This window comes from Thalassovita sp. (assembly GCF_965218685.1).
Taxonomy (GTDB): domain Bacteria; phylum Pseudomonadota; class Alphaproteobacteria; order Rhodobacterales; family Rhodobacteraceae; genus Thalassobius.
The window spans coordinates 3,006,367-3,026,285 of sequence record NZ_OZ244657.1 but is presented as its reverse complement, the minus strand read 5'-3'; the positions used below and the strand labels follow the sequence as shown (position 1 = coordinate 3,026,285).

At 60.3% G+C, this 19,919-nt stretch carries 19 protein-coding genes and 1 other RNA gene; 12 read left to right on the top strand and 8 right to left on the bottom strand.

Features of this window, described 5'->3' with window-relative positions; all coding sequences use genetic code 11:
- Positions 1-7 precede the first annotated feature (7 nt).
- Positions 8-1,345, top strand: coding sequence for a sigma-54-dependent transcriptional regulator (locus ACOQOQ_RS14900; RefSeq protein WP_420567777.1), 1,338 nt, complete (start codon positions 8-10; stop codon positions 1,343-1,345).
- 167 nt (positions 1,346-1,512) lie between these two features.
- Positions 1,513-2,091: a hypothetical protein gene (locus ACOQOQ_RS14895; RefSeq protein WP_420567776.1), complete on the top strand. Its 579-nt coding sequence runs from the start codon at positions 1,513-1,515 to the stop codon at positions 2,089-2,091.
- A 94-nt stretch (positions 2,092-2,185) separates the two neighbouring features.
- On the opposite strand, the gene ACOQOQ_RS14890 is transcribed toward ACOQOQ_RS14895, so the two are convergent.
- Entirely contained in the window at positions 2,186-3,391 is a 1,206-nt protein-coding gene (locus ACOQOQ_RS14890) for a glycerophosphodiester phosphodiesterase family protein (RefSeq protein ID WP_420567775.1), read from the bottom strand.
- A gap of 547 nt (positions 3,392-3,938) precedes the next feature.
- Between ACOQOQ_RS14890 and ACOQOQ_RS14885 the strand changes: the two genes are divergently transcribed.
- From ACOQOQ_RS14885 to ACOQOQ_RS14870, 4 genes are all read left to right on the top strand, one after another.
- Positions 3,939-6,851 (top strand): Rne/Rng family ribonuclease, encoded by a 2,913-nt coding sequence (locus tag ACOQOQ_RS14885; RefSeq protein ID WP_420567774.1) that lies wholly within the window; start codon positions 3,939-3,941, stop codon positions 6,849-6,851.
- 114 nt (positions 6,852-6,965) lie between these two features.
- Entirely contained in the window at positions 6,966-7,715 is a 750-nt protein-coding gene (locus tag ACOQOQ_RS14880; RefSeq protein ID WP_420567773.1) for a cytochrome c biogenesis CcdA family protein, read from the top strand.
- Between the two features lie 50 nt (positions 7,716-7,765).
- Positions 7,766-9,028: a hypothetical protein gene (locus tag ACOQOQ_RS14875; RefSeq protein WP_420567772.1), complete on the top strand. Its 1,263-nt coding sequence runs from the start codon at positions 7,766-7,768 to the stop codon at positions 9,026-9,028.
- The gene (locus ACOQOQ_RS14870) at positions 9,025-10,383 is read left to right on the top strand and encodes a cytochrome P450 (RefSeq protein ID WP_420567771.1); all 1,359 of its coding nucleotides are present in this window, start codon (positions 9,025-9,027) and stop codon (positions 10,381-10,383) included. The genes ACOQOQ_RS14875 and ACOQOQ_RS14870 overlap by 4 nt, the downstream gene beginning before the upstream one ends.
- Here the strand turns inward: ACOQOQ_RS14870 and ACOQOQ_RS14865 are convergent.
- The 7 genes from ACOQOQ_RS14865 to ACOQOQ_RS14835 all read right to left on the bottom strand — a co-directional run bounded on the left by ACOQOQ_RS14865 (position 10,380) and on the right by ACOQOQ_RS14835 (position 14,515).
- The gene (locus tag ACOQOQ_RS14865; RefSeq protein WP_420567770.1) at positions 10,380-10,598 is read right to left on the bottom strand and encodes a ribbon-helix-helix domain-containing protein; all 219 of its coding nucleotides are present in this window, start codon (positions 10,596-10,598) and stop codon (positions 10,380-10,382) included. The two genes, ACOQOQ_RS14870 and ACOQOQ_RS14865, sit on opposite strands and share 4 nt — an antisense overlap.
- Positions 10,595-10,768: a DUF4169 family protein gene (locus ACOQOQ_RS14860; RefSeq protein ID WP_420567769.1), complete on the bottom strand. Its 174-nt coding sequence runs from the start codon at positions 10,766-10,768 to the stop codon at positions 10,595-10,597. The genes ACOQOQ_RS14865 and ACOQOQ_RS14860 overlap by 4 nt, the downstream gene beginning before the upstream one ends.
- Entirely contained in the window at positions 10,768-12,162 is a 1,395-nt protein-coding gene (fumC, locus tag ACOQOQ_RS14855; protein ID WP_420567768.1) for a class II fumarate hydratase, read from the bottom strand. The genes ACOQOQ_RS14860 and fumC overlap by 1 nt, the downstream gene beginning before the upstream one ends.
- Before the next feature lie 53 nt (positions 12,163-12,215).
- The gene (locus ACOQOQ_RS14850) at positions 12,216-12,773 is read right to left on the bottom strand and encodes a class I SAM-dependent methyltransferase (protein WP_420567767.1); all 558 of its coding nucleotides are present in this window, start codon (positions 12,771-12,773) and stop codon (positions 12,216-12,218) included.
- Between the two features lie 74 nt (positions 12,774-12,847).
- Positions 12,848-13,318 (bottom strand): SspB family protein, encoded by a 471-nt coding sequence (locus ACOQOQ_RS14845; RefSeq protein WP_420567766.1) that lies wholly within the window; start codon positions 13,316-13,318, stop codon positions 12,848-12,850.
- 130 nt (positions 13,319-13,448) lie between these two features.
- Positions 13,449-13,795, bottom strand: a transfer-messenger RNA (tmRNA) gene (gene ssrA, locus ACOQOQ_RS14840).
- Positions 13,796-14,515, bottom strand: a complete 720-nt coding sequence (locus ACOQOQ_RS14835; RefSeq protein WP_420567765.1) for a FadR/GntR family transcriptional regulator — start codon at positions 14,513-14,515, stop codon at positions 13,796-13,798.
- A gap of 137 nt (positions 14,516-14,652) precedes the next feature.
- Between ACOQOQ_RS14835 and ACOQOQ_RS14830 the strand changes: the two genes are divergently transcribed.
- From ACOQOQ_RS14830 to ACOQOQ_RS14805, 6 genes are all read left to right on the top strand, one after another.
- A complete protein-coding gene (locus ACOQOQ_RS14830; protein WP_420567764.1) occupies positions 14,653-15,168 on the top strand; it encodes a DinB family protein in 516 nt (171 codons plus the stop codon).
- A gap of 23 nt (positions 15,169-15,191) precedes the next feature.
- Positions 15,192-16,184: an acryloyl-CoA reductase gene (gene acuI / locus ACOQOQ_RS14825; RefSeq protein WP_420567763.1), complete on the top strand. Its 993-nt coding sequence runs from the start codon at positions 15,192-15,194 to the stop codon at positions 16,182-16,184.
- Positions 16,185-16,247: 63 nt separating this feature from the next.
- Positions 16,248-16,670, top strand: a complete 423-nt coding sequence (locus ACOQOQ_RS14820) for an HIT family protein (RefSeq protein WP_420567762.1) — start codon at positions 16,248-16,250, stop codon at positions 16,668-16,670.
- 91 nt (positions 16,671-16,761) lie between these two features.
- A complete protein-coding gene (locus tag ACOQOQ_RS14815) occupies positions 16,762-18,180 on the top strand; it encodes a cryptochrome/photolyase family protein (protein WP_420567761.1) in 1,419 nt (472 codons plus the stop codon).
- Positions 18,181-18,257: 77 nt separating this feature from the next.
- Positions 18,258-19,469, top strand: a complete 1,212-nt coding sequence (locus ACOQOQ_RS14810; protein WP_420567760.1) for a class I SAM-dependent methyltransferase — start codon at positions 18,258-18,260, stop codon at positions 19,467-19,469.
- A complete protein-coding gene (locus ACOQOQ_RS14805) occupies positions 19,469-19,912 on the top strand; it encodes a TrgA family protein (RefSeq protein WP_420567759.1) in 444 nt (147 codons plus the stop codon). Before ACOQOQ_RS14810 ends, ACOQOQ_RS14805 begins: the two co-directional genes overlap by 1 nt.
- The last annotated feature ends 7 nt before the right edge of the window (positions 19,913-19,919 follow it).

Genomic DNA, 19,919 nt, shown 5'->3' with positions numbered 1-19,919 from the left:
CCCCCCTATGTCGAAAGTGATGAAAATCGCGATTGTGGATGACGAACAGGACATGCGTCAGTCCATCAGCCAATGGCTGGCCTTGTCGGGCTATGACACCGAAACCTTTGCCAGCGCCGAGGACGCGCTGAAGGCGCTTGGCCCGGAATATCCCGGCATCGTGATCTCCGACATCAAGATGCCCGGCATGGACGGGATGCAGTTCCTGAAAAAGCTGATGGGCTCTGACAGCGCGCTGCCGGTCATCATGATCACCGGCCATGGCGATGTGCCCATGGCGGTCGAGGCGATGCGCGTGGGCGCTTATGATTTCCTTGAAAAGCCCTTTAACCCCGATCGCATGACCGAACTGGCTAAAAAGGCCACCAACGCGCGCCGCCTGACGCTGGACAACCGCGCCCTGCGCAAAGAGCTGTCCGATGGCGGCCAGTTGATGAAGAAACTGATCGGTGCCTCTCCGGTGATGGAACGTCTGAAAGAGGATATCTTGGATCTGGGCCAGGCCGACGGCCATGTCCTGATCGACGGCGAAACCGGCACCGGTAAAACGCTGGTCGCCCATGCCTTGCACGCCGTTGGTGCGCGGGCCGGTAAGAAATTCGTGCTGATCTCGTGTTCCGCCTGGGACGAAGACGCGCTGTCCAAGCGCCTCTTTGGCCCCATGCTGCCTGAAGACAGCCAGTTGCCCGCCATCGAAGAGGCGCGTGGTGGCACCCTGGTGCTGGAGGACGTCGAGGCCCTGTCAGACAGCCTGCAAGCCCGTCTGCTAAGCGTGATCAACGATCAGGGCACTCCGCCCGAAACCCGCATCGTCGCCATCTGCAACATGCAGGAACAGGACCGCACCTGCGAGGACGCCCTGCGCCCCGACCTGTTCTACCGTCTGGCCGCCCTGCGCATCACCCTGCCGCCGCTGCGCCAACGCGGCGAGGATATCCTGACCCTGTTCACCCGCCTGTCCGAGCAATTCTCCGAAGAGTACGGCTGTGACGCGCCCAAGGTCAGCGCGCAAGAGGCCGCGCAGCTGCTTCAGGCCCCGTGGCCCGGCAATGTGCGCCAGCTGATCAACATCGCCGAACGCGCCGTGCTGCAATCGCGCCGGGGCAGCGGGACGATCACCTCGCTTCTGATGGCCGATCACGACGAAATGCAGCCCGTGATGACGACCGAAGGCAAACCGCTGAAGGAATACGTCGAGGCGTTCGAGCGGATGCTGATCGACAACACAATGCGCCGCCACAAGGGATCAATCGCCTCGGTGATGGAGGAACTCTGCCTGCCGCGCCGCACCCTGAACGAGAAAATGGCCAAATACGGCCTGCAACGCGCGGACTACCTGGGATAAGGGCTTTGCGGGTCACCCTGACACGCAGTGCCGCTGATCATGCGCGATCAGTGGTGCCACAGAAGTTCGAATGTCTGGTTTGAGCCCAAACTTACCAAGTGTTGCGACTAGATTTGTAGGCTGATGACTATGCTGCTAAAGACCGTCAAATTGATTTGGAGTATGTAATGGGATTTCGCATTTGCTATCTCGCCAGTGAATCGCCGCCAGAGGAACTGATTGAGAAGTTAGGTCTTAACCAAGGTGATCAGGTAGACGAGATGCCCGATGGCGATTGGTGGGCAGCGAAACTTAAGAGTAGCGGTTGGACTATCCTTTGGTCTGAAGATGAAGGCTTCGGACAAAGCGCAAAAGAACAGGTCGTCGAACTTTCTCAAAAGCATCGAACGTATATATGCGAAGTGAACGAAACATGCATGTGGAGTTCCTCGGAGCTTTGGCAGGATGGACACCAGTTGTGGAAAGTGACCCACGCCGGAGATGGTGAAGACAGATTTGATTTGACCGAAGTTGGCGAACTTCCAGAAGCATTTGCAGAGTTGAAGCAAAGCCATTTCCAGACCCAAAAGAATACAGATGAGAACGTGGACTACATCTTCGAAATCCCCTTAGACCTGCCTGCACTTGAGATAGGCTTCAGGCACGAAGATCATTTAGAAGCTGAGGATGTCGAGGTGTTTAATATCATCTTCCCGAACGAGCCTGAGAAAAAGCCAAGCCTGTTGTCTCGCATTTTTGGCAGGTAACTTGCAACGGCAGCTTCGTCCGCTGAACCGACGTTCCCAAAGAAATACACCCCCGCTGATTTCAGCGAGGGTGCTTTCTAAAGACCAGTAACGCTTAGTTCGCCTGCTGGGCCATGCAAGAGGCGTAGTAGGTGGTGGTCGCGGGCCAGTCCGAGAACATGCCGGCGATGCCGACGTCTTGGGCCAGGACGTCCAGCAGCTCGAAATAGACGCCATCGTTGTTGGTCACGTCCTTGATCGATTGGAAGTACCAGCCGCCGCCGTTTGCCAGCGGGCCCGAGCGTTCCAGGGTCCAGGTGATGATTTCCAGTTCGGCCTCTTTGGCTTTGATCGCCAGGGTCGAGGGCACGATCTGGCCGTTTTCGGTGGTCACCAGCATCCACATCGGCGGGGCGATATAGTTCACGCCCATGGATTTCAGCTCGGCCATGGTGTTGGGCCAGGTGGCCTCGTCCATCGCGGAATAGCCGTCGATGTCGTACTCGTCCATCAGGTACACGGCCTGTGCGCCAAACTCGGGCTCGGCCTTGATCCAATATTTCACCACATCCAGGTCAAAGCTTTGCGCCCAGACGTTTTTGGGGTCCACACCAGCGGCCTTGTATTCGTCGATCATCTTCTGGGCATAGTCGTCCATGGTGAAGCCGTCGAAGGGCATCTGAACCGCGGGCGATTTCAGTTCGGGCGTGAACTTGGTGCCCAGATCCTTGAACAGAGCGATGGACTCGGCGTGGGTCATCACGGTGCCGGTGGTGGCATACAGATCGGTGCGCCAGCCAGCAGTGCCGTCCATGTAACCCGCAACGTCGGTCGCGGCTTTGTTGGCGGCGTCCATTTTACCGTTCAGGGTCTTGAACTGCGCCAGGGTCAGCTCGGAGGTGCGGCACTCGGCCGAGGCTTTGCCGTCGGCAACGGTGAAGGGCTGCACGCAGGTGTCCGCCAGGTCCGAGGCCAGGATGTTGGTGGTGGTGTGCAGGTCGTTCTGGGCGTGACGGCAGACCAGTTCCTTGTCCTTGGTAAAGGTCACGTCGCATTCCAGAATGCCAGCACCCATGCGGGCCGCAGCGGTGTAGCTTTCGACGGTATGTTCGGGGAACATCATCGCCGCGCCACGGTGCCCGATCGAGAAGTCCGAACGGATCGGCTCCATGTCGGCGCAGGAGGCCAGCTTGGTTTTCAGCGCGCTTTCGGGCATCGCGTCGATCAGATAGGCGGGGCGGGGGCCCAGCTCGATCCGGTCGGCAAGGGCAGGGGCGGTCAGGGCTGTCAGGGCCAGAACGCTGAGGCTCAGGGTTTTCATCGGGCAGTCTCCGGGTTGGAAATCTCAATGGCTCAGGGGTGCCCGGCCTGTGTGACGCCCGCGCAAAGCACCTGTAACAGGCGTGAAACGGCCCGATGAAGATCACGCGACAGGCGAAATTCGCGAAATTGGTCAGGGATTAGGACGCAAAGGTATTTTGCATATTGTATTTTATCCCCAGCACCCCTTATGTTGATAGAACGGCGATTGGCATGGTTTTGTTATGCCCGCCGCATGAGATTCGCTGCATGATCGGACGACCGTCAACAAAACCGGTCCCACCTTGCAGACCGATTGGCCTTTGACAAGGCATGATAAACGCCCGCGACCTGAACAAGGCCTGACGGGCAATGAATGGGCGGACCGCATCGACAAAGCGGAACCGTCGGAGAAGAAACGCGATGAGGCGCGCGAGACACCTAAGAGTGAGAGCAGGGGCCGAAACCGGCCTGCCCTGCCGCGCGACCGCATTCGCCCCTGACAGACACCTGCCGCAACGCCCCCGCCCACCGGGTCAGGGGGCTGTGCCGCAGTGCAAACGGATAACATGGCTAAGAAAATGCTCATCGACGCCACCCACGCGGAAGAAACCCGCGTCGTGGTGGTGGACGGAAACAAGGTCGAGGAATTTGACTTTGAATCCGAAAACAAACGCCAGCTTGCTGGCAACATCTATCTTGCAAAAGTAACACGCGTCGAACCTTCGCTGCAGGCAGCGTTCGTGGACTATGGCGGAAACCGTCATGGTTTCCTGGCGTTCTCGGAGATTCATCCCGACTATTACCAGATCCCGGTCGCAGACCGCGAAGCTCTGATGGAAGAAGAGCGTGCCTATGCTGAGGCCCAGAAAGCCGAGGACGAGGAAGAAGATCGCAAACCCAAGCGTCGCCGCCGGTCGCGCTCCAAGGCGGCCTCGAGCAAAAACAATGATGCTGTCGCCACCCGCGAAGTAAGCGAAGAGACTGCAGAGACCAAGGAAGAAACCCCCGCGGCCGAAATCGCCGGGATGGAAACCATCGATCTGGACGAGGGTGAAAACGATACCCAAGCCAGTGAAGAGATCGGCGCCGAACCGTCTGCAGACGAAGGTGTCTCACCGATGGAACGCGTGGCTGAAACGCCTGTGGAAGAGCCTGCCGACGAAACTGCGGAAGACGCAGCCACCGAGGCCGAGCCGGAAGCTGCTGAAGCTGCCACTGCCGAAGAAAACGCCCCCGAAGCGGCCGCAGAAGAAGCCTCTGCTGAGGCTGCCGAGGCCAGCGAAGACGCCGCCGAAAAACCGTCGGACGATGCTGAAGCCAAGGACAGTGCCGAAACTAACGGCGACGAAAACGGCGACGAAAACGGCGAAGACAACGGCGACGAAAACGGTGAAGACGAAGACGCACCGACGCAACCCGTCGATAAGGACACCGACATCGAGGACGTGGCTGAACAGGACGACTCGGAAGAGATCCGTCCGCGCCGCAAACCCCGTCCGCGCCGCTACAAGATCCAGGAAGTCATCAAGGTCCGTCAGATCCTGTTGGTCCAGGTCGTTAAAGAAGAACGCGGCAACAAGGGTGCGGCCCTGACCACTTATCTGTCGCTGGCCGGTCGCTATTGCGTTCTGATGCCGAACACCGCCCGTGGCGGTGGTATCAGCCGCAAGATCACCAACGCCGCCGACCGCAAGAAATTGAAGGAAATCGCGAACGAGATCGACGTGCCCTCGGGCGCTGGTCTGATCGTTCGGACCGCTGGTGCCAAACGCACCAAATCCGAGATCAAGCGCGATTATGAATACCTGCAGCGCATGTGGGAACAGATCCGCGAGCTGACGCTGAAATCCATCGCGCCCGCCAAGATCTATGAAGAAGGCGACCTGATCAAACGCTCGATCCGCGACCTGTATAACCGCGAGATTGACGAGGTCCATGTCGAGGGCGAACGCGGTTACCGCATCGCCAAGGACTTCATGAAGATGATCATGCCGTCCCACGCCAAGAACGTGAAGCATTACCAAGAGGCGATGCCGCTGTTCGCGCGTTACCAGGTGGAAAGCTACCTCAGCTCGATGTTCAACCCGACGGTGCAGCTGCGCTCGGGCGGGTATATCGTGATCGGCGTGACCGAAGCGCTGGTGGCGATCGACGTGAACTCGGGCCGGGCCACCAAGGAAGGCTCGATCGAGGAAACCGCGCTGAAGACAAACCTGGAGGCCGCCGAAGAAGTTGCCCGCCAGCTGCGTCTGCGTGACCTTGCTGGCCTGATCGTCATCGACTTTATCGACATGGACGAGCGTAAGAACAACGCCGCCGTCGAAAAGCGGATGAAGGACAAGCTGAAATCTGACCGCGCCCGCATCCAGGTGGGCCGCATCAGTGGTTTCGGCCTGATGGAAATGAGCCGTCAGCGTCTGCGCCCCGGCATGATCGAGGCAACAACGCAGCCCTGTCCCGCCTGTCATGGCACTGGTCTGATCCGCTCGGACGATAACCTGGCCCTGTCCATCCTGCGCCAGATCGAAGAAGAGGGCACCCGCCGCCGCACGCGCGAAGTGCTGATCAAATGCCCGGTGGGCATTGCCAACTTCATCATGAACCAGAAACGCGAACACGTCGCTCAGATCGAAGCGCGCTATGGTCTGTCGGTGCGGATTGAAGGCGACCCGATGCTGGTCAGCCCGGATTTCTCGATGGAGAAGTTCAAGACTGCCTCGCGTAATATCGTGGTGCGCGAAGAGCCCGTGGTGTCCGTCGACAGCACCCTGATGGACGAGATCGACGAGGACGTGCAAGCCGCCGAAGAGGCCGAGAGCACCGTGCCCGAGCCCGAGGCCGAGGACGATAAGCCCAAGAAGCGCCGTCGTCGTCGCCGTCGTCGCTCGCGCAATTCGGAAAACTCCGACGCCGAGAACAATGGTGAGGCGCAGACCGAGGAGTCCGAAGACGAGGGCGAGGCAGGCTCGAACGAAGCTGCGGAAGATGCCGATGGCGCCGAGGCCGAGGACGAAAAGCCCAAGAAGCGCCGCCGCCGTCGCCGCTCGCGCTCGAAGGACAAGGTCGAAGGCAACGAGACCGAGAACACGTCTGAAGAGGCCTCGGATGAGACCCCTGAAGCTGTGCAAGAGGCGCCGACTGAAGAGGCCGCCGAAGAGGTGAGCGAGGCTGCACCTGCAGAAGCGGAAGCAGTTGAGTCCGTCGCCGAGGAAGCGGCTGCCGAAGAGGCCCCCGCCGAGGACGCGGCTGAGGAAACTCCCGCAGAAGCGCCCGAAGAAACGGCCGAAGCCGAGCCCGAGATCGCCGCTGAACCGGCCGTCGAAGAGCCTGCCGAAGAGCAACCCGCCGAGGAGCCCACAGAAGAGCCCGTCGTCGAGCTGGCCACCGCGGCAGCCGAGCCCGAGCCCGTGGCCGCTGAACCGGCCCCTTCTGAGCCGCCCAAGCCCAAGCGCAAGGGCTGGTGGAGCGTCGGCCGCTAAGCAAACAAATGAAAGCGCCGTCCCATCCTTGGGGCGGCGTTTTTTTATCTCGAAAACGCAGTTGTGAACTCGGTCGCAGTGACCGCGCTCGGATTTTCGCCTAAGCCTACACACATGTTCGGAATCGAAATCATCGACGCGGGCCTTTTGCCTGCCATGCTTGTGGCGCTGGTCGCCGGGGTCCTGTCTTTCCTCAGCCCCTGCGTGCTGCCCATCGTGCCGCCCTATCTGGCCTATATGAGCGGCATTTCTCTGGCCGAGCTGAATCAGGGCGAACGCAGCAGATCGGCCTTGGCGCCGGCGTTATTCTTCGTCCTTGGCCTGTCGACCGTGTTCCTGTTTCTGGGCTTCACGGCCTCGGCTATCGGTGCGGTTTTCCTGGCCTATCAAGGCTGGTTCAACACAATTGCGGGCGTTCTGGTGATGATATTCGGCGCGCATTTCGTGGGCGTCTACCGCATCGGATTCCTTGACCGCGAGGCGCGTCTGGACGCTGGCGATCGCGGTGGCAGCGCCTTTGGCGCCTATATTCTGGGGCTTGCCTTTGCCTTTGGCTGGACGCCTTGCATCGGGCCCCAATTGGGGGCGATCCTGTCCCTGGCGGCCTCAGAGGCCTCGATCACCCGTGGCACGCTGCTGCTGGCGGTCTATGCGGCGGGCCTGGGTATTCCGTTCCTGCTGGTTGCTGCCTACTTGCCGCGCCTGACCGGACTGATGGGCTGGATGAAGCGCCACATGGAGCAGATCGAGCGCGTGATGGGCCTGCTTTTGTGGACCATTGGCCTTTTGATGCTGACCGGCGGTTTCTCAAGTTTCTCGTACTGGCTGCTGGAAAAATTCCCGGCGCTGGCCAGCCTCGGTTAAGCCTTACATCAGTCCAATTCCTGCGCTAGCCTGCCGGACAAGAGGGCGTCATGAGTGCAGTCGAGCAAAACAAACAGGTGCGCAAACGTCGGGTATTCTACATTCCCGGCTATGACCCGATTCATCCGCGCCGCTATCGCGAGCTGTATCGCAAAGAAGGGGCCGCCCAAGCAAAGATAAGCGGTTACCAGATTGACCTGAAACCCAAGACCACCAAGGGCCCCTATGGCTGGCACGTTGCCGGCCAGATGGATGGCGCGCAGGTTGAGGCCGATTTCGAAGTGCTGGTCTGGTCTGACATCGTGCGCGATTCCATGAGCCACGGGATCGCAGCGACCTATCTGCAACTGGTCCGCACAGCTTGGGTTTATATCGGCACGGGCGCGCTGGCGCGGTTGATGCGGCTGCGCAAGGGCCCGGTCATCGCAGCGCTTTACCCGGTGTTGTTTCTGCTGGTGCAGCTGCTTGTATGCCTTGCTGCGGGCCTGGGCCTGGCCTGGGCGCTGGGGCTGCTGAGCCAAGCCTTATTGAGCCTGTTCACAAGCCCCCAGAACGGCGCGCTTCTGGGCACGCTGGTGGGGGCGCTGACCTGGCCCCTGATGACCTGGGCGGGCCTTCGGTGGTTCCGCAAGTTGGATAACAAGTTCTACGCCTATTACCTGATGCACGACTATGCCTATTCTGCGCGCTCTAAGGGGTCCAACCCGCCCGAGCTTGAGGCCCGCATGGCCGAGTTCACCGCCACAATCCGTGCCGCGCTGAACGGGGACGCAGACGAGGTTCTGGTGATCGGCCATTCCTCGGGCGCGCATCTGGCCGTGTCGATCCTGTCCGATCTGTTGCGCGAGGGGCTGCCGGATCGCAGCCCGGCGCTGAACCTTCTGACACTGGGGCAGGTGGTGCCGATGGTCTCGTTCCTGCCACAGGCCTGGAGACTGCGCGCCGATCTGGCCTTTTTGTCCGCGCAAGATCAGATCGCATGGGTGGATGTGACCGCCCCCGGTGATGGTTGCGCATTTGCCCTGTGTGACCCGGTCGGCGTAACAGGGGTCGCCGGGCCCGACAAGAAATGGCCGCTGGTGCTGTCGGCGGCCTTCTCTCAGACCTTGTCCCCGGAAACGTGGGCGCGCCTGAAGCGTCGGTTTTTCCGGCTGCATTTCCAGTATCTTTGCGCCTTTGATCGGCCAAACTACTATGACTATTTCCGCATCACCGCCGGTCCGATGACCCTGCGGGACAGGTTTCGCGGGCAAGAGCCTTCGGTGTCCCGGATTGAACGCGCGGTGTCCAAATTCGTGTCGACGAAACCATGAAGCAGCCTCCAAAACCTCCGGCAAGGCCCGGGAATGTCTCTCTGTGGCGCTATATGAAGCTGTTTCGGCAGGATATTCTCTCGGCGCAGCCCGCGCGTCTGTACCGCGCCTGGATGGCCGAGTTTCGCACGCCGTTCTTCCGCTCGTTCCTGTGCAATCAGCCACATCTTGTGGACATCGTACTGCGCGAACGCCCCGATGATTTTCCCAAGTCCGGCCGAATTGGCGAGGGGTTGAAGCCGCTGCTTGGCAACTCGGTTTTCGTCACAAACGGCGAGGTCTGGAAACGCCAGCGCCGGATCATTGACCCCGCATTCGAAGGGGGGCGCCTGCGAGAGGTGTTTCCCGCGATGGTGCAGGCGGGGCAGGCGGCCGTTTTGCGTCTGGCCCACTTGGCCGACGGCGCGCCGCAGGAAATCGAGGCTGAAACCAGCCACGCGGCCGCAGATGTCATCTTTCGCACATTGTTTTCCATCCCGATTGAACATGATGTCGCCGGGCGGGTTTTCTCGGAATTTCGCGAGCATCAACGCGCACAACCGGTGTTGAACCTGGGGGCATTTTTGCCTCTGCCACGCTGGTTTCCGCGGTTTCACTCGCGCCGAACCCGCCAGACAGCGCGCACCATTCGGCGGTTGATCACCCAGCTGACGGTCGCGCGCGCGCAGGATATCCGGTCGGGCAAGGCCCCGGACGATCTGGCCACCAAGATCATGACCACGAAGGACCCGCAAACAGGCCAGACCTTTGCCCCGGACGAGATGGTCGATCAGGTCGCGATCTTCTTTCTGGCCGGGCACGAGACAAGCGCCTCGGCGCTGGCGTGGGCGCTGTATTTGCTGGCGCTTTATCCCGAATGGCAGGATCGTCTGGCCGCCGAAGCGCAGGGTCTGCCCGAGGTTCCGGACTTTTCGGATATGTCTAAGCTGCAGATATCAAGGGATGTTTTCCGCGAAACGCTGCGCCTTTATCCGCCCGTTCCGATGATGGTCCGCGAAGCGTCCTGCCCTGAACAATTCCGCGATCGGCACGTGCCCAAGGGCAGTCAGATCGTGCTAAGCCCCTGGCATCTGCACCGGCATGAACGCCTGTGGGACCGTCCCGATGACTTCGATCCGGGGCGTTTTCAGACCGAGAATGGCAAGACCTGCCTACGCGAGGCGTTTATCCCGTTTTCCGCGGGTCAACGGGTCTGCACCGGGGCCGGTTTCGCGATGATCGAGGGGCCACTGCTGCTGTCGATGCTGGTGCGCGCCTATCGGTTCGAACCCGTCGCGGATCGCCCGGCCATGCCGGTTGCCCATCTGACCGTGCGCGGGGCCGACGGGATCTGGCTGAAAATCACCAAACGTTAACGATCGCGGTAGTAGCGTAGGACGAACAGGCGGATCGCGGTGGCCAGACCCGTTTCCAGATCGCGCTCGGCGTCCAGCTCGGCGGCCAATACATTGATGGGCTTGCCCTGCTCTTCGGCGATGTCGCGAAAGCCCTGCCAGAAATCATCTTCAAGCGAAACGCTGGTGCGGTGGCCGCGTAGGGTGAGGGAGCGTTTGACGGGGCGGTCGCTCATTCGCGCTTCTTTCCGTCCAGATCGCGAGTGGCCTTGTCCGCTTGCGTGCGGTCCAGCTGTTTTTCGGCCTTTGTCCGGCCGAATTTCACCGCGTTCTGGTCAGCGCGGGCCTTCTTCTCGGCCCGCGCTTTGTTCTTTCGAAACCGGTTCAGGTTGACCGGTTCAGCCATCAGTCCTTGGGGCCGATCATCTGCTCGGGGCGGACAACGGCGTCAAAGGTCGCCTCATCCACAAAGCCCAGGGCGATGGCCTCTTCCTTCAGGGTGGTGCCGTTTTTATGGGCGGTTTTCGCGACCTTGGTGGCGTTGTCGTAACCAATGGTGGGCGCCAGCGCGGTGACCAGCATCAGCGATTCTTTCATCAGCTTTTCGATGCGCGGCTCGTTGGCCTGAATGCCGTTCAGCATGCGCTCGGTAAAGCTGTCGGCGACATCCCCCAACAACTGCATGGATTGCAGCAGGTTATAGGACATCATCGGGTTGTAGACGTTCAGCTCGAAATGGCCCTGGCTACCGGCAAAGGTCATCGCGGCGTTGTTGCCCATGACGTGGGCGGCGACCTGGGTCATGGCCTCGGCCTGGGTGGGGTTCACCTTGCCGGGCATGATCGAGGAGCCGGGCTCGTTTTCCGGCAGGATCAGCTCGCCCAGACCCGAGCGCGGGCCCGACCCCAGGAAACGGATGTCGTTGGCGATCTTATACATGGAACCGGCGACGGTGGCCAAGGCGCCCGACATAAAGACCATGGCGTCATGCGCCGACAGGGCCTCGAACTTGTTGGGGGCGGTGACGAAGGGCAGGCCGGTGATTTCGGCCATGTTGGCGGCGACAGTTTCGCCCCAACCATGCTTGGTGTTCAGACCGGTGCCGACGGCGGTGCCGCCTTGGGCCAGTTCGTAAATGCCGGGCAGGGCGGCCTCGATGCGGGCGATGCCCTGACGGATCATGTGGGCGTAGCCGCTGAATTCCTGTCCCAGGGTCAGAGGGGTGGCGTCCTGGGTGTGGGTCCGGCCGATCTTGATGATGTCCTTGAACTCTTTGGACTTGGCTTCCAGACCTTCGGCCAGTTTGGTCAGGCCGGGCAGGGTCACGTCACGCACCATCATCGCGGCGGCGATATGCATGGCGGTGGGGAAGGTGTCGTTGCTGGACTGACCCATGTTGCAGTGGTCATTGGGGTGGACCGGGTCTTTGGAACCGATCACGCCGCCCAGGATCTCGATGGCGCGGTTGGCGATCACCTCGTTCGAGTTCATGTTCGACTGGGTGCCCGAACCGGTCTGCCAGACGACCAGCGGGAAGTTGTCGTCGAACTTGCCTTCGAACACCTCACCGGCTGCCTGGATGATCGCATCGGCAATCTTGGCGTCCAGACTGCCCGAGGCTTTGTTGGCCATGGCGCAGGCTTTTTTGATCACACCCAGTGCGCGCACAATGGCGACGGGCTGTTTTTCCCAGCCGATGGGAAAGTTCATGATCGAGCGTTGCGTCTGCGCGCCCCAGTACTTGTCGCTGGGGACTTCGAGCGGGCCAAAGCTGTCGGTTTCAGTGCGGGTGTCAGTCATCGGTCAACCTCCTAAAGGGAATTGCCGACTACATACCTGACTGGGCGGTGAAATCAATGCTGTATACGACGGAATACAAAGACTCTGGCCGGCGGCAAATTGGCCCACACAGTGGCGCGTTTTTCGACGCTGATACCCAGTTCAGCTTGCATCTGATCCGAGACCGGCGCGTTGGGGCTATAGGTGATCTGCACGAATTCGCCACCCGGAGCCATCACGCGCAGCGCCCGGCCCACGACCTCGCGTTGGATTTGCGGCCGTGCCAGCACCGGAACGCCGGAAATCACGGTATTGATATTGGTCAGGCCGATCTGCGCGATCTCTTGCGCGGGGCGGTTCAGGACTGTCACACCGGGGAATTTTTCGCGCAGGGTCTGGCAGAAGACGGGGTTCATTTCCATCAGCGTCAAACGCTCGGGCGCGACGCCGCGATCCAGAATGGCCTTGGTAAAGCTGCCGGTGCCGGGGCCGATTTCCACGATCGGGCCGGTGGTGTTTTCCAAGCCTTTGGTCATTGCGCGCGCCACGGTGGCCGAGGAGGGCGCGATTGCCACCACTTCGGTTGGACGGCGGATCATCTGACCCAGAAAAACTGCGAAATCGCTCGCCATGTTGGTATCCCCACTCGAGTTCTGACTTTCGAGCAGCGATGCCACAGCTATGTTTCAAATAAATGTCAGTGCAGCTATTTGCGGAACTGGTCCAGGCTGACAACCTCGGCGTCGTGCTGCCGGGCGCCCTCTTCTTCGGCTTCTACAAGGGGGGCCTCGTGGTCGTCCTCGGTCAGTTCGTCGTCGTCGGGGTCGCTGGATTCAAACCTCAGGCCGAATTCGACCGAGGGATCGACGAAGGTCTTGATCGCGTCATAGGGGATATACAGCGGTTCAGGCTGGTCGCCAAAGTTCAGCGTGACCGAGAACCCCTCGTCGGTGACCTCCAGCCCTTCGTACCAGTGCTGCATCACGACCGTCATATCCGAGGGGTAGCGCTCTTTCAGCCAATCGGCCAGCAGGGCATCAGGGTGCGTGGTGTCGAAAGTGATAAAGAAATGATGCGCCCCGGGCAGCCCGTCGCGTTTCACGTCTTGCAGTACTTCTTGAATCAGCCCGCGCATGGCGCGGTGCATCAGCTTGCCATAGTCGATGGAGTCCGACATCACCAGTTCCTTGCTAGTCCGACCCAAAGCATAGGGGATTCGGAACAAAACAAAAGAGCGGGCGCCGAAAATTTTGCGCTGCGGCACGGGCGCGCGATGGGCCGGTATTTCAAGGTCAAAATGTGGGGAAAGTGCAGGTTTCTGTTGCCAGGTACCTGCGAACCCCGCCTTACGCTGCTAGGCGCAAGGACTTAAGTTTCGGTAACTCCGACTGCTTACGCAGCCATTGCGACCGGAGCACGATTGTCATTTGCAATTGTACATTTTGAACCGATAACGGTGGTATCTCACCGAAGCAAAGCTACATCTTTACGCGTTCGTCGATCCTGTTTCGTCCCCATGATCCCCAAATGAAGGATTTTGGTGGAGACGCCGGGTACCGCCCCCGGGTCCGATCCGTTTATTACATGCGCGTTTATGCCCATAGTCCCGAAGGACAGAAGTTATATAGGCATCCCGGCGGCAAAGGAAAAGCCCTTAGTTCGTGGCAGTGCGTCTGGCGGCCAGTTCCTGGGTATAGGTTTGCAGGTCGTTCAGCAGCGCCGTGGCTGTTTCGCCGTCATGCGATTCCAGCGCGTCGGCGATGCCTGTGTGCAGGGCGATAATCTGCGCGCGCGAACGCTGCGAGAAGGTGATCATGTTCATCAGGGGCTGCATCGCCTCGACCGCGCCGGCCAGTTGGTAGGACAGCACGGGGTTGCCTGCAGCATCCACCAGCGCACGGTGAAAGGCCACGTCAGAATCGCAGAAACTTTCGTCGGACAGGCCCGGTTGGCCCTGGCGGTGAATCTCGGCCCGCATAGTGGCCAGGTGATCAGCCGAGCGACGTTGTGCGGCCAGCCCGGCGCAGGCGCGCTCCAATGCGAATCGTGCCTCGCAGGCGGTGTCAAAGCTGACGTCGTTCATGGTCAGCAACAAGGTCGAGGTCGTGACCTGCTGGCCGTATGCCTCTTGGAAACTGATCCGGTTCACGAAGGCGCCCCCGGTGGCCCCGCGCTGCGTGCGAATCAGGGATTGTGCCGCCAGACGCTTCAACGCCTCGCGCACCGTGGGGCGCGAGACCTGGAATTGATCGGACAGTTCTGTTTCCGAGGGCAGGCGGTCATCCACGATCAATTCGCCGCTGACGATGGCATTGCGAATGGATTCAGCGATTTGCGCGGACAGATCGGCCTTGGACTTTCGGTCGGATTTCATTTGTCTGACATTTCTTCTTGGCGGCGGCGCATTTATTTGTCAGACATTTAAAAGAGCCAGGGCCAAATGCACAAGCCCCAACACTTGAAACCAGCCGGGTAACACCGCTAGCCTGAATGCAAAACAGGAGGACACGAATGATTTCGCCCGACTATTGCGTGATGATGGCGCGGTATAACGCCTGGCAGAACAAGCAGATGAAAGTCGCGCTTGAACAGCTGGACCATGAAACGGTGACTGCTGACCGTGGGGCCTTTTTTGGTTCGATACTGAACACGGTGAACCATTTGATCTGGGGCGACAGGATTTGGATGGCACGGTTCGAAAACACGGCCCGCCCTGAAGGCGGGATCGCTGACAGCACCGGCCTGACGCCAACGATTGCTGCCTGGAGCGCTGAACGGTTTGTTATGGACGCGCGCATTCTGAAATGGGCCGAGCGGCTGCACACGGTGGATCTGATCGGCGATCAGGTCTGGTATTCCCAGTCCGCCGACGCCGAGGTCAGCAGGCCCATCGCGCAATGCATCACCCATTTTTTCAATCATCAAACGCATCACCGGGGACAAATCCACGGGATGGTGACAGCGGCAGGCGGGCAGGGATGGACCTCGGACCTGTTCATGATGCCGCAAGAAGGGCCTTGGCTTTAGGCCAAACATCGGAGGAGCAAGGGATGTTCAACGCACTGATTGTCGACAAGGACGAGGACGGCAAAACCCACGCCGCAGTCAAGCAGATCTCGGAGGCAGATCTGCCCGAGGCCGAGGTGACGGTGGCCGTCGAATATTCGACCGTCAACTACAAGGACGGGCTGTGCATTGGGCCGGGTGGCGGTCTGGTCCGCAAATACCCTCATGTTCCCGGCATCGACTTTGCTGGCACGATCGAAGAATCCTCGGATGCGCGCTATAAACCCGGCGACAAGGTCGTGCTGACCGGCTGGCGCGTCGGCGAAGCGCACTGGGGCGGATATTCGCAAAAGGCCCGCGTGCGCGCCGACTGGCTGGTGCCGCTGCCCAAGGGGCTGAGTACGCGTCAGGCCATGGCCGTGGGCACCGCAGGTTTCACCGCGATGCTGTGCGTGATGGCGCTGGAGGACCACGGGATGGAGCCCGGCCACGGCCCTGTTCTGGTCACTGGGGCTGCGGGCGGCGTGGGCTCGGTCGCCACGGCGATTCTGGCCAATCTGGGCTACGAGGTGGCAGGCGTGACCGGCCGCCCCGATACCGAAGATTACCTGCGCGAGCTGGGCGCCACTCAGATCGTTCCGCGCGAAGATCTGACCGAAGTCACCCGCAAACCGTTGGAATCGGAAACCTGGGCGGGCTGTGTGGATGCCGTGGGCGGTGCCATGCTGGGCCGCGTGCTGAAGCAGATGAAATACGGCACTTCGGTTGCTGCGGTCGGTCTGGCTGGTGGTGCCGCGATCGAGGGCGCGCTGATCACGCCCTTTATCCTGCGCGGCGTGAACCTGCTGGGCATCGATTCCGTGATGCGCCCCTATGCGGACCGGGTGCGCGCCTGGGAACGGATTGCCAAGGACCTGCCGATGGACAAGCTGGAGGCGATGGTAAACCCCGCAACCCTGTCCGATTTGCCTGCTTTGGGGCGTGACATCCTGGCAGGTCAGGTCAAAGGGCGCGTCGTTGTCGATGTAAACGCCTGATCGCGCTGGAACCTTTGAGGGCGGGGCGCTAGCCTTGCCCCAAAGCGATTCAGGAGAGCCCAGATGGCCTATGACAATGACAATATCTTCGCCAAGATCCTGCGCGGCGAAATCCCGTCAGAAAAACTCTACGAAGATGACGAAACCTATGTGTTCATGGACATCATGCCTCGCGCCGAAGGCCATTGCCTGATCATTCCGAAAACGCCCTGCCGCAACATGCTGGACGCGTCCGACGATCAACTGACTGCCTGCCTGCGCACCACGCGCCTGATGGGCCATGCGGTGATGAAAGCGTTCGGCGCGGGCGGCGTTACCGTTCAACAGTTCAATGAAGGCGTCGGCGGGCAAGAGGTGTTCCACCTGCATTACCACGTTCTGCCCCGCCACGAAGGTGTCAGCCTGCGCCCGCCCGGCAAGATGGAGGACATGGCCGTGCTGAAAGCCAACGCTGACAAGATCCGCGCGGCCCTGGCCGGGATGTGATCCAAAACGCCGCCCTATGATCGGGGCGGCGTTTTCTTTGATCCGGGTGGCCGTTCAGCCCGTATTCAGGGGGTACTACCTAGGGAAAATTATGACCAAGGCCCCTGTTACTCTTCTGTGGTTACGCCGCGACTTGCGCCTGTCGGACCATCCCGCGCTGACCGCCGCCTGCGCGCAAGGGGTGGTGATCCCGGTCTTTATCCGTGACGATCTGGTGGATGGGCTGGGCGCTGCCCCGAAGTTCCGGTTGAATTTGGCACTGGAGCACTTGTCGGCCCGGTTGGCGCAAGTGGGTAGTCGCTTGATTTTGCGTTCGGGGCCCGCCTTGGCGGCTCTGAGCGATCTGATCCAAGAAACCGGCGCGGATGCAGTGTTCTGGTCGCGCAATTTCGATCCGGCATTTGTTGCGCGGGACACAGCCGTCAAATCCGGGCTGAAATCACGGGGTATCTCGGCGCGCAGCTTTAGCGGTCAGCTTTTGTTCGAACCGCACACGGTGCAGACCGGGCAGGGCGGGCCCTACCGTGTCTATTCACCCTTCTGGCGGGCGGTACAAAGCCGCCAACCAGGGGCGCCCCTGCCAGCACCACGCACGATCCCCGCCCCAGACAAATGGCCCGCCAGCGAGCATCTGGCGGATTGGCAGCTAAGCGCCTCGATGAACCGAGGCGCAGAGGTTCTGCGCCCCCATCAACGCGTGGGCGAGACGGCGGCCCTGGACCGACTGGCATGGTTCAGGGACACGGCCATGCAACTCTATAAGACGCGCCGGGATCGGTTGGCCGAAGACGGAACCTCGGGGTTGTCGCAGAACCTGGCCCTGGGCGAGGTCTCGGCGCGCCAGTGCTGGGCCGCGGCGCAAGATCGGTGGCATCAGGGCTGTTCCGGCGCCGAAACGTACCTTAAGGAACTGGTTTGGCGCGAGTTTTCCTATCACCTGGCCCACCACACGCCCCGCATGCTGACCGACAACTGGCGAGAAGGATGGGACCGTTTTCCATGGCGCACTGACCCGGGCGCCCCCGAGGTTATCGCCTGGAAACAAGGACGCACCGGCATCCCCGTGGTCGATGCGGCCATGCGCCAGATGTATGTGACCGGCCAGATGCACAACCGCGCGCGGATGATCGTTGCCTCGTTCCTGACCAAGCATTTGATGACACACTGGCGTATCGGGCAAGACTGGTTCTCCGAATGCCTGACCGATTGGGACCCGGCTGCAAATGCGATGGGCTGGCAATGGGTTGCTGGTTCGGGGCCGGATGCGGCGCCCTTTTTTCGGATTTTCAACCCTGAAACCCAGGCCAAGACCCATGATCCAGAGGGTGCCTACGTTAAAACCTGGCTGGCCGAGGGGCAGGATTGCCCGCCGCAAACGGCGCTTGCGTTTTTCCAAGCGGTCCCGCGCAGTTGGAATATCTTGCCTAACGATCGCTATCCAGCGCCGATCATACCCCTGCCCGAGGGGCGAAAACGCGCAGTTTCCGCCTATGAAGCCCGTGATTTCTAAGGGTTTTGCACGAAAAACTTGCCCGAACGCGAATTTCTTGCCAGCCTGCACAGGAGAAACCGCAAGGGGAGATGCGGATGATCCTGACGGAGACGAAAAACCAACCTGACTTGCCGCGATATTTTCCCGCGGTGTTCCAACTGGCCAAGGGCATTCGGCGCGGGCGGCTGGATTTTGTGCTGCCCGACGGGCGTACCTTTCGCGCCCAAGCGCCTGAACCCGGCCCCGTGGCAACGCTGAACATCATTAACACAGACACGTTCACGCGCCTGATCCGCGAGGGCGATCTGGGGTTTTGTGACGCCTACCTAGAAGGCTGGTGGGACAGCCCCGATTTGCAGGCGTTCCTGGATTTCCTGCACTCGGACAATGACGAGCTGTACGAGGGCTTTCCCGGAATGTTCCTTGTGCGGGCCTATGAACGGCTGCGGCACTGGATGAATTCGAACACCAAGAAGCAGGCCAAGAAGAACATCAGCTACCACTATGATCTGGGCAATGATTTCTACGGGCTGTGGCTGGATGACACGATGACCTACTCCAGCGCGCTGTTCAAAACCGGACAAGAAAGCCTGGAGCAAGCCCAGATCCAAAAATACGAATCCATGGTCGACCAGATGGGCGCCATGCCCGGCGATCATGTGCTGGAAATTGGCTGCGGTTGGGGCGGGTTCGCTGAATACGCGGCCAAAGAACGCGGGCTGCGAGTGACGGGGCTGACGATCAGCCAGGAACAGTTGAGCTATGCCCAGGACCGCATTGAAAAGGCAGGACTTTCCGACCTTGTCGATCTGCGCTTGCAGGACTATCGCGATGAGACCGGGCAATATGACGGCATCGCCAGTATCGAGATGTTCGAGGCCGTCGGCGAGAAATACTGGCCCGTCTATTTCAACAAGGTGCGCAACTGCTTAAAGCCGGGAAAGAACGCGACGCTCCAGATCATCACGATTCAGGAAAAGCGTTTTGAAACATACCGTAAGGGTGTGGATTTCATCCAGAAATACATCTTTCCCGGCGGTATGCTGCCCAGTCCCAGTGCCCTGCGCGAAGAAGTGGCCAAGGCCGGTCTGCAGGTGCAACACTCGATCGAGTTTGGCGACAGCTACAGCCAGACCCTGCGCCGCTGGTACGACACGTTCAACGACAAATGGGACGAGGTCGAGGCCATGGGCTTTGACGAGCGCTTCAAACGCATGTGGAATTTCTATCTGACCTCTTGTGCCGGCTCGTTTCAGGGGGGAAACTGCGACGTGACACAGATTACGATTAAAAGGCCCTCTCTCTGATGATGCCCACTGCCGCTCGGCTGATCGCCGCCCTTATTCTGGCCGCAACGGCTTGGATTGCTTCGCAAACGGTCAAACCGTATTTGCCCGAGGGGCTGAATTTCGGCTGGTTCGACCAGGTGAATATCTGTTTGGGGCTTGTCATCGGCTGGAGAGTGATCGGAAGCCGCGCGGGACGCGGACGGTCTGCCGCGATCGGCAATGGCCTTACCGGGGCGTTTGTCCTGATGTTCTGGGCGATCTTGCTGCAAGCCATGAACGAGATGCTGCGCATGTCGCTGAAAGGACGGTACGACGGGCCGACCGATGCTATTCTGGACGTGTTTGAAATGTGCTGGGAATACCTGCTGGTTCTGATCAATCCGGATGTAATCGGGCTGGTGCTGATCGGCGGTATCATTGCGGGCGTGACAGCCGAGCTGGCCAACCGAGTTTGGCGATAAACCAAAA

What these genes read in the sequence shown, in the direction of transcription:
- ACOQOQ_RS14850 (WP_420567767.1), bottom strand. Translation starts at nt 12,773, where the DNA reads ATGGCGAGCGATTTCGCAGTTTTTCTGGGTCAGATGATCCGCCGTCCA.
- ACOQOQ_RS14830 (WP_420567764.1), top strand. Translation starts at nt 14,653, where the DNA reads ATGATTTCGCCCGACTATTGCGTGATGATGGCGCGGTATAACGCCTGG.
- ACOQOQ_RS14890 (WP_420567775.1), bottom strand. Translation starts at nt 3,391, where the DNA reads ATGAAAACCCTGAGCCTCAGCGTTCTGGCCCTGACAGCCCTGACCGCC.
- ACOQOQ_RS14815 (WP_420567761.1), top strand. Translation starts at nt 16,762, where the DNA reads ATGACCAAGGCCCCTGTTACTCTTCTGTGGTTACGCCGCGACTTGCGC.
- ACOQOQ_RS14805 (WP_420567759.1), top strand. Translation starts at nt 19,469, where the DNA reads ATGATGCCCACTGCCGCTCGGCTGATCGCCGCCCTTATTCTGGCCGCA.
- fumC (WP_420567768.1), bottom strand. Translation starts at nt 12,162, where the DNA reads ATGACTGACACCCGCACTGAAACCGACAGCTTTGGCCCGCTCGAAGTC.
- ACOQOQ_RS14845 (WP_420567766.1), bottom strand. Translation starts at nt 13,318, where the DNA reads ATGTCGGACTCCATCGACTATGGCAAGCTGATGCACCGCGCCATGCGC.
- ACOQOQ_RS14810 (WP_420567760.1), top strand. Translation starts at nt 18,258, where the DNA reads ATGATCCTGACGGAGACGAAAAACCAACCTGACTTGCCGCGATATTTT.
- ACOQOQ_RS14875 (WP_420567772.1), top strand. Translation starts at nt 7,766, where the DNA reads ATGAGTGCAGTCGAGCAAAACAAACAGGTGCGCAAACGTCGGGTATTC.
- ACOQOQ_RS14835 (WP_420567765.1), bottom strand. Translation starts at nt 14,515, where the DNA reads ATGAAATCCGACCGAAAGTCCAAGGCCGATCTGTCCGCGCAAATCGCT.
- ACOQOQ_RS14900 (WP_420567777.1), top strand. Translation starts at nt 8, where the DNA reads ATGTCGAAAGTGATGAAAATCGCGATTGTGGATGACGAACAGGACATG.
- ACOQOQ_RS14860 (WP_420567769.1), bottom strand. Translation starts at nt 10,768, where the DNA reads ATGGCTGAACCGGTCAACCTGAACCGGTTTCGAAAGAACAAAGCGCGG.
- ACOQOQ_RS14865 (WP_420567770.1), bottom strand. Translation starts at nt 10,598, where the DNA reads ATGAGCGACCGCCCCGTCAAACGCTCCCTCACCCTACGCGGCCACCGC.
- ACOQOQ_RS14820 (WP_420567762.1), top strand. Translation starts at nt 16,248, where the DNA reads ATGGCCTATGACAATGACAATATCTTCGCCAAGATCCTGCGCGGCGAA.
- ACOQOQ_RS14895 (WP_420567776.1), top strand. Translation starts at nt 1,513, where the DNA reads ATGGGATTTCGCATTTGCTATCTCGCCAGTGAATCGCCGCCAGAGGAA.
- ACOQOQ_RS14870 (WP_420567771.1), top strand. Translation starts at nt 9,025, where the DNA reads ATGAAGCAGCCTCCAAAACCTCCGGCAAGGCCCGGGAATGTCTCTCTG.
- ACOQOQ_RS14880 (WP_420567773.1), top strand. Translation starts at nt 6,966, where the DNA reads ATGTTCGGAATCGAAATCATCGACGCGGGCCTTTTGCCTGCCATGCTT.
- acuI (WP_420567763.1), top strand. Translation starts at nt 15,192, where the DNA reads ATGTTCAACGCACTGATTGTCGACAAGGACGAGGACGGCAAAACCCAC.
- ACOQOQ_RS14885 (WP_420567774.1), top strand. Translation starts at nt 3,939, where the DNA reads ATGGCTAAGAAAATGCTCATCGACGCCACCCACGCGGAAGAAACCCGC.